This window comes from Streptomyces sp. NPDC031554 (genome assembly GCF_055580685.1).
This window is the reverse complement of sequence record NZ_JBVIKX010000010.1, coordinates 204244-212771: the sequence shown is the minus strand read 5'-3', so window position 1 is coordinate 212771 and position 8528 is coordinate 204244. Positions and strand designations below refer to the sequence as shown.

5 protein-coding genes are annotated in these 8528 nt (G+C 74.8%); 1 reads left to right on the top strand and 4 read right to left on the bottom strand.

The window, feature by feature from the left end:
• Nucleotides 1-126 precede the first annotated feature (126 nt).
• The 4 genes from adhE to ppdK all read right to left on the bottom strand — a co-directional run bounded on the left by adhE (nt 127) and on the right by ppdK (nt 6904).
• Nucleotides 127-2769 (bottom strand): bifunctional acetaldehyde-CoA/alcohol dehydrogenase, encoded by a 2643-nt coding sequence (adhE, locus tag ACZ5FU_RS25260; protein WP_469046676.1) that lies wholly within the window; start codon nt 2767-2769, stop codon nt 127-129.
• Nucleotides 2770-2988: 219 nt separating this feature from the next.
• Nucleotides 2989-3633, bottom strand: a complete 645-nt coding sequence (locus ACZ5FU_RS25255; protein ID WP_451531101.1) for a CBS domain-containing protein — start codon at nt 3631-3633, stop codon at nt 2989-2991.
• 87 nt (nt 3634-3720) lie between these two features.
• Nucleotides 3721-4104, bottom strand: a complete 384-nt coding sequence (locus ACZ5FU_RS25250) for a hypothetical protein (RefSeq protein WP_468647042.1) — start codon at nt 4102-4104, stop codon at nt 3721-3723.
• 103 nt (nt 4105-4207) lie between these two features.
• Nucleotides 4208-6904 carry a pyruvate, phosphate dikinase gene (gene ppdK / locus ACZ5FU_RS25245; protein ID WP_468647040.1) on the bottom strand — a complete coding sequence of 899 codons (2697 nt, stop codon included), beginning with the start codon at nt 6902-6904 and terminating at the stop codon, nt 4208-4210.
• Between the two features lie 232 nt (nt 6905-7136).
• Here ppdK and ACZ5FU_RS25240 point away from each other — a divergent pair, with 232 nt between their 5' ends.
• On the top strand, nt 7137-8069 hold the full coding sequence (locus ACZ5FU_RS25240; protein ID WP_468647038.1) for a universal stress protein: 933 nt from the start codon (nt 7137-7139) through the stop codon (nt 8067-8069).
• Nucleotides 8070-8528: the final 459 nt, after the last annotated feature.

Genomic DNA, 8528 nt, shown 5'->3' with positions numbered 1-8528 from the left:
CCCCGCCCCCCCCCCCCCCCCCCCGCCCCCCCGCCGGGCCCCCCCCCCCCCCCGCCCGCGCCGGGGCCGGGGGGGGCCCCCCCCCCCCCCGCCCGGCTCTCCTCGCTCGTCGCCCGGCGACCGCGCTCAGCCGTAGTAGGCCGCGCGCATGATCTCCTGCATGTCGTCCAGCATCGGCATGCGGGGGTTGGCGGGCGCGCACTGGTCCTCGTAGGCGTTGAGCGCCTGCTGGGGAAGGGCGTCGACGAAGGCCTTCTCGTCGACACCGAGGGCCTGGAACGTCGGCTCGATGCCGACGGCCTCGCGCAGCCGCTCGACGGCCGCGGCGAGGGACTCCACGCCCTCGGCGGGGGTGGCGGCGGCCAGGCCCAGGGCGCGGGCGATGTCCTGGAAGCGTTCGGGGGCCCGGTAGTCCTCGTACTTGGGCCAGCCGGTCAGCTTGGTCGGGACACTGCCGTTGTAGCGGATGACGTGCGGCAGCAGGACCGCGTTGGTGCGGCCGTGGGCGATGTGGAAGGTGGCGCCCAGCGTGTGGGACATGGCGTGGACGATGCCCAGGAAGGCGTTGCCGAAGGCCATTCCGGCGATGGTGCCGGCGTTGTGCATCTTCTCGCGGGCCTCGGGCGAGGCGTCGCGGTCGTTCACCGCGGCCCCGATGTTGTCGAAGATCAGACGGATCGCGTGCAGCGCCAGACCGTCGGTGAAGTCGTTGGCGTAGACGGAGACGTACGCCTCGATGGCGTGGGTGAGGGCGTCGAAGCCGCTGTCCGCGGCCAGGGCCGGCGGCAGCGCGGTGGTGAGCAGTGGGTCGACGATGGCCACGCTGGGGGTGAGCGCGTAGTCGGCCAGCGGGTACTTCTTGCCGGTCGCCGGGTCGGAGATGACGGCGAACGGCGTGACCTCGGCCCCGGTCCCCGAGGTGGTCGGCACGCACACCAGGCGGGCGAGCCTGCCGAGCGTCGGGAAGCGGAAGGCGCGCTTGCGGATGTCGGAGAACTTCTGCCGCATGTCGGCGAAGTCGATGTCCGGCTGCTCGTACAGCAGCCACATCACCTTCGCCGCGTCCATGGGCGAGCCGCCGCCGAGCGCGATGATCGTGTCCGGACGGAAGTCCTCCATCAGACGGGCGCCGCGCCGCACGGAGTCGATGCTGGGCTCGGGCTCGACGTTGTCGATGATCTGGAGGGTGACCGGCTCGCGGCGCCGCTGCAGGACACCGGTGATCCGGTCGACGAAGCCGAGACGGGTCATGGTCGCGTCGGTGACGACGGTGACCCGGTGCACGTCCGGCATGGAGGTGAGGTAGCGGATGGCCTGCGGCTCGAAGTAGATCTTCGGCGGGACCTTGAACCACTGCAGGTTGTTGCGGCGCGTGGAGACCCGCTTGACGTTGAGCAGCTGGGCGGCGGAGACGTTGTTCGACACCGAGGTGCTGCCCCACGAGCCGCAGCCGAGCGTCAGCGACGGCAGCAGGCCGTTGTAGACGCCGCCGATCGCGCCCTGCGAGGACGGGGCGTTGACGATGACCCGCACGGTCTTCATGCGCATGCCGTAGGCCTCCGCGACGGCGCGGTCCTCGGCGTGGACGACCGCGCTGTGACCCTGGCCGTGGAAGGCGACCATGTCGGCGGCCAGGTCGAAGCCGTGGCGCTCGTCCTCGGCGCGCAGCACCGCCAGCACCGGGCACAGCTTCTCCCGGGTCAGCGGCTCGTCCGGTCCCACCCGGCCGGCCTCCACGAGGATCAGCGAGGTGTGCTCCGGCACGGAGAAGCCCGCCTGCTCGGCGATCCACGCCGGGCTCTGCCCGACGGCCGCCGCGTTGACCTTGGGCTCGCAGCCGGCCCCCGCCTCGTGGTCGACGGGGAAGAGGAACGCCTCCAGCTTCGCCTTCTCCTGCGCGGTGGCCAGGTGGGCGTGCAGGGTGCGGAACTCGGCCAGCGCCGCGTCGTAGATCCCGGTGTCCAGGATGACGGCCTGCTCGGAGGCGCAGATCATGCCGTTGTCGAAGGACTTCGACAGCACCAGGTCGTTGACGGCCCGGCGCAGCTTGGCGCTCTTGTGCACGTAGGCGGGGACGTTGCCCGCGCCCACGCCCAGGGCCGGCTTGCCCGCCGAGTAGGCGGCCTTGACCATGGCGTTGCCTCCGGTGGCGAGGATCAGGGAGACGCCCGGGTGCCGCATCAGCGTGTTCGTCGCCTCGACCGAGGGCGCCTCGATCCACTGCACGCAGTGCTCGGGGGCACCGGCGGCGACGGCCGCGTCGCGCACGATCCGGGCCGCCTCGGCGCTGCACCGCTGGGCGGAGGGATGGAAGGCGAACACGACCGGGTTACGGGTCTTCAGCGCCATCAGCGCCTTGAAGATCGTGGTGGAGGTCGGGTTGGTGACGGGCGTGATCGCGCACACCACACCGACCGGCTCGGCTATCTCGACCATGTCCTCGATGTCGTCGCGGGCGATGACCCCGACGGTCTTCATGGGGCCCATGCTGTGCGTGACGTGCTCGCAGGCGAACATGTTCTTGGCCGCCTTGTCCTCGAAGACCCCGCGTCCGGTCTCCTCCACCGCCAGGCGGGCCAGCGCGGTGTGCTGGTCCAGGGCGGCGACCGAGGCCTTCTTCACGATGTGGTCCACCTGCTCCTGGGTGAGGCTCTCGTAGTCGGCGAGGGCCTTGAGCCCGGCCGTGACCAGCCGGTCCACGGCGACCGCGGTGTCGGAGGGGGCCTCGGTGCCGACCGTGGCCCTGGTCCGGGAGTCGTGTCGGGTCATGGAAGAGCCTCCAGTGTCGGGGTGGCCGTGGACCCACGGCTCGGGGTCGCCGTACGAGGACGGCGGTGGCAGGGGCGGGAGCGGCACCGCGGTGGCGGGCGCCGCTCCGTGACTCCACTGTGCTGTGTGCCGGGGTCCCGCGGCAGGTACCGAAGGTCCCCGTCCGAGTCCGTCCGGCCCGGACCCGCAGGGACCGCCGGCCCGCCCGTCGAGGGCGCCTCAGCGACGCCCCGGGGCGCCGGCCGCGGCCGGCGCGCAGTCGTCGACGCGGAACGTCAGCGCGTTCACCACGCCCACGACGCCTTCGAGCCGCCACGCGGCGCGCACGGCCTCGGGGACCTGGCTGCGCGCCTCCACGCGGCCGGCCAGGGTGACGACGCCGTCGCGGACGGAGACGCGGACGGCGTCGGGCGGCAGCCCCAGCGTCCTGCCGACGACCTCCTCGGCGACCTGGCGGCCGAGGTCGTCGTCCGTGCGCAGGAAGACCCGGAGCAGGTCCCGGCGGGTGGCGATGCCGATGAGACGGTCCTCCTCGTCGACGACGGGCAGCCGCTCGACGCCGCGGCGTTCCATCAGCCGGGCCGCGTCCGGGACGCTCTGTTCGGGGTGGACGGTGATCGCGGGGCTCGTCATCAGGTCGGCGGCGGTGACGGCGCCGGTCCTGCCGTGCCCGGACCGGTGCGCCTGCGCGCGCACCAGGTCGGTCCCGGAGACCACCCCGAGCACCTTGTCGTCGTCGTCGGTCACCGGCATTCCGCTGATCCGGTGGTGGTCGAGCAGCCGCACGACTTCCTTGAAGGGCGTCGTCCGGCCTGCCTCGACGACGTCCCTGGTCATCACTTCGCCGACGGTGCGGTGTGTCACGGTGTTCTCCTCACGGGCTTGGGCGGGGAGGCGGGAGCCGTGTCGGCCCCCGCTCCCCGCCGGTTCGGGCACGGGCCCGGCCGGGCCCTACTGCTGCGGACCGCCGCGCCACGGCGGCGGTGTGGCCGTCCTGCGGGTCACGTCCCCGCGGTGCGCGACGCGTTCGGTCCCGTCGCGCAGCCGGTCCTGCAGCCGGTCGGCGAGTTCGCGGGCGCTCGCCTCGCGGGCGTGGACGACCACGAGCTCGTTCCCCACCCGGATCTCGGCGGCGGCCGACCAGGGCAGTGCGACGTGGTGGGCCACGGCCCTGGCCACGCGCACCTCGCCGCTGACGGCCGGCAGTCCGCGCCGGTCGAGCGCGGCACCCACCTTCTCCCGCAGGTACGCGAGGGAGCCCTCGTCCACGTCGCCCTCGGCGCGCACCAGCACGGTGGTGACGACCTCGCCCGCACCCGTGTCCTTGGCAGTCATGTGATCCGCTCCTCGTGATCGTTCCGGTACACCCCAAGCCTGCTGTGCGCGGCGCCCCGGTCCCAGGGTCGGCCGACCCCGGTACCGGGGCCGAGGGTCCCGCTCACCGGCTGTCGCTGACGTCCGCCTCCTCCAGCGCCGCCCGTCCGGCCTCCAGCCGCGCCACCGGCACCCGGAAGGGCGAGCAGGAGACGTAGTCCAGGCCCGCGGCGTGGAAGAAGTGCACCGAGTCGGGGTCGCCGCCGTGCTCGCCGCACACCCCGATCTTCAGGTCGGGCCGGGTGGCGCGGCCCTCGGCGACGGCGATCCGGATCAGCCGGCCCACGCCGTCCCGGTCGAGCGTCTCGAACGGCGAGACGGGGAAGACGCCCTTGTCGAGGTAGGCGGAGAAGAACTCCGCCTCCACGTCGTCCCGGGAGAAGCCCCAGGTGGTCTGGGTCAGGTCGTTGGTGCCGAAGGAGAAGAACTCCGCGTCCCCGGCGATCAGGCCGGCCGTCAGCGCCGCCCTGGGCAGCTCGATCATCGTCCCGACGGGGCAGTCGACGGTGACGCCCGACGCCGCGGAGACCTCGTCGAGCACGCGCCGCACCTCCTCGCGCACGATCCGCAGCTCACGCACGTCCCCCACGAGCGGGACCATGATCTCCGCCCGGGGGTCGCCGCCGGCCGACACCCGTCGTGCGACGGCCTCACCGATCGCCCGCACCTGCATGGCGACCAGACCGGGCACCACCAGGCCGAGGCGCACGCCCCGCAGCCCGAGCATCGGGTTCTCCTCGTGCATGCGGTTCACCGCCGTCAGCAGCTCGGCGTCGTGCGGCTCGGGCAGGTCGCCGCGGGCCTCGGCGGCGGCGACGCGGACGGCGAGTTCGGTGTGGTCGGGGAGGAACTCGTGCAGCGGCGGGTCCAGGAGCCGGATGGTGACCGGCAGGCCGTCCATCGCCTCCAGGATGCGGGTGAAGTCCTCCCGCTGGAGCGGCAGGAGAGCCTCCAGGGCCCGGTCGCGCTCGATCCCGGTGCGGGCCAGGATCATCTCCTCGACCAGCTTGCGGCGCTCGCCGAGGAACATGTGCTCGGTGCGGCACAGGCCGATGCCCTGCGCGCCGAACCGGCGGGCGCGGGCGGCGTCCTCGGGGGTGTCGGCGTTGGCGCGCACCTCCAGGCGCCGCACGGCGTCGGCCCGGTCCAGGGCGCGGGCCACCCCCTCGACCACGTCGGCCCCGTGCCCCTGCGCGCGGCCGTCCTCCAGGAAGCGCATGACCGCCGAGTCGACCAGCGGCACCGCGCCCGCGTACACGGCTCCGGCGGAACCGTCCACGGAGACGACGGTGCCCTCCTCGACGACCGTGCCGTCGGGCGTGGTGAAGCGCCGTTCCTCGAGGTCGACGGAGAGCTCCTCGGCGCCGCACACGCAGACCTTGCCCATGCCGCGGGCGACGACGGCCGCGTGGCTCGTCTTGCCGCCGCGGCTGGTGAGCACCGCCTGGGCGGCGATCATGCCGGGCAGGTCGTCGGGGGTGGTCTCCTGCCGGACGAGCACCACCTTCTCGCCGGCCGCGGCGCGCCGTACGGCCTCGGCGGACGAGAAGACCACCGCGCCGACCGCCGCGCCGGGCGAGGCCGCGATGCCGCGGGCGAGCGGCTCACCGCTCGTCGAGGCATCGAAGCGCGGGAACATCAGCCGGGCGAGCCCCTCGCCGTTCACCCGGGCGAGGCCGTCGTCCGCGGTGATGAGCCCCTCGTCGGTCAACGCGGCGGCGATGGCGAACGCGGCCTCCGCGGTGCGCTTGCCCACGCGGGTCTGGAGCATCCACAGCGTGCCGCGCTCGACGGTGAACTCGATGTCGCACAGGTCCCGGTAGTGCCGTTCCAGCGTCTCCATGTGGTCGCGCAGCCGGGCGAACGCGTCCGGGTTCAGGCGGCCCAGTTCGTCGAGGGGGACGGTGTTGCGGATGCCGGCGACGACGTCCTCGCCCTGGGCGTCGGACAGGTAGTCGCCGTACAGGCCGGGGCGTCCGGTGGCCGGGTCGCGGGTGAAGGCGACGCCGCTGCCGGAGTCGGGACCGAGGTTGCCGAACACCATGCGCTGCACGTTGACCGCGGTGCCGAGGTCGTCGGCGATGTGCTCGCGCCGCCGGTAGAGGCGGGCGCGTTCGCCGTTCCAGGACGCGAAGACGGCCAGGACCGCGCGGCGCAGCTGCTCGGCGGGGGACTGCGGGAAGTCCTCGCCGGTCTCCCGGCGGATGATCCCCTTGTACGTCTCCATCAGCCGGGCGAGGTCGTCGGCGTCCAGGTGGACGTCGTCCGGGACCCCGCGCACGTCCTTGAGGGCGGCGATGGCCCGCTCGAAGTGCGAGGCGTCGACCCCCATGACCGTGCTGCCGAACATCTGGACGAGGCGGCGGTAGGAGTCCCGGGCGAAGCGCTCGCTGCCGGAGACCTTGGCCAGACCGAGGACGGACTCGTCGTTGAGACCGATGTCGAGGATCGTCTCCATCATGCCGGGCATGGAGAACCGGGCGCCGGAGCGCACGGACAGCAGCAGTGGATCGTCCGGCCGTCCCAGCCGCCGGCCCGCGGCGGCCTCGACGGCCGACAGGTGCGCGGAGACCTCCTCCCACATGCCGGCGGGCTCGCCGCCGGATTCCAGGAAGGCCCGGCAGGCCTCGGTGGTGATGGTGAATCCGGGGGGCACCGGCAGACCGAGCCGGGTCATCTCCGCCAGGTTCGCTCCCTTGCCGCCGAGCAGGCCGGCCAGGTCACGGCCACCCTCGGTGAAGTCGTACACGTAACGCGCCATGACGCTGTGCTCCTCAGGTGTGGGGCGTGATGCTTCCAGCGTCGGGCCGGGACCCGCCGTGCGCGAGGTGCCGGCGGTCCCGCCCGCGGGGGTCGGTCGGCCCCGGGCCGGATCCGGGGACGCACAGGGCCACGAGGCCCGGTGTCCGGGCTGTTCGGCCCGGGGGCCGGCGGCCCCCGCCCGGTGCAGGCTGGAGGGGTCAACAGGTCCCACGGACCGGGAGGGACGCGTCATGCTTCACGACATCGCCGTAGGGGTCGACGGATCGCCCGCGGGTCTCGCGGCCGCGCACTGGGCGGCCCGGGAGGCCGGACGCCGGGGCACCGGGCTCAGGATCGTGCACGTGTGGCACCCCCATCCGCGCCCCGCGCCGGACGTACCGCTGGACCGCACCGAGCACCAGTGGGCCGAACAGGTGCTCCGGGAGGCGGCCGAGGCCGTCCGCGCGGCACATCAGGATCTGCGGATCACCGAACGTCTCGTGTGCGACGCCACGGTGGCCGCCCTGCTCGCCACCGCCGCCGAGACCGACCTGCTGGTCCTCGGGTCGCTGGGCCTGGGCGCCGTGGGGGGGTTCGTGACGGGATCGGTGTCCCAGCGCGTGGTCGCCCGCTCCCCGCGGCCGGTGGTGCTGGTGCGGGCGGGCCGGGGCGAGGCGGGCGAGCACCTGCCGGCCGTGGACGGCATCGCGCCGGAGGAGATCCCCGAGACCCCCTTCCGCCCGGTCGTCCTGGGACTGGACACCGGCCACCCCTGCGACGAGCTCGTCGAGTTCGCCTTCGACGCCGCCCACCGCCGCGGCACCGGCCTGCGCGTGGTGCACGCCTTCCGGGTGCCGAACCGCCCCGCCTTCGACCCGGCGGAGACCGCGGCACCGGCCGCCGGCGCCGGCCCGGCGCCGGGCCCGGAGGCACTGGCGGCCGAGGAGGGCGCGGTGGCCGCCGTGCTGCGCCCCTGGCGGGAGAAGTACCCGACCGTCCGCGTGACGGGGACGGTGCGCGAGGGGCGGGCCGCCGTCGTGCTGGCGCACGCCGCGAAGGACGCCGGGCTCCTCGTGGTGGGCCGCCGTGCGAGCGGCCACCGCCTCGGCGCCCGCACGGGGCCGGTGGCGCACGCCGCCCTGCACCACGCCGGCTGCCCCGTCGCGGTGGTCCCGCACGACTGAACCCGCCCGCGGGCGGTCCCCCGACCGACCGGCCGGAGGACCGCCCGGGGCGCTCCTCCCGCCGTGCCCGTGCGGCCCGGCCGAACGGGACCGCCCCCGACCGATTCCGGCCGACCCGACAGCCCTCCGGCAGTGCGCTCGAGGGGCCCCGGATTGGCCGTCCCCCGCCGTCCCGCGCCGCCTGCCGCGACTCCCGCGGCAGGCGGCGCACGGCTGCCCGCAGCCCGGCCGACCCGCCGCCGCCCCTCACCCGGCCCGGCCGCCGACGCCGGGCCGAGCGGTGACGGGCCGAGCGGTGACGGGCCGAGCGGCGACGGGCGGTGCGGGGCCGCAGTGGGGGCGCCGGGCCGGGCGGTGGCGGGTGGCGCCGGGCCCCGCCCGCGGGGGAGTCCGACGGCATCCGGCCCGGCCGTCCTCCCGCGCTGTCCCGCCCCGCCCCGCGTCTGGTCGCCGCCCGCC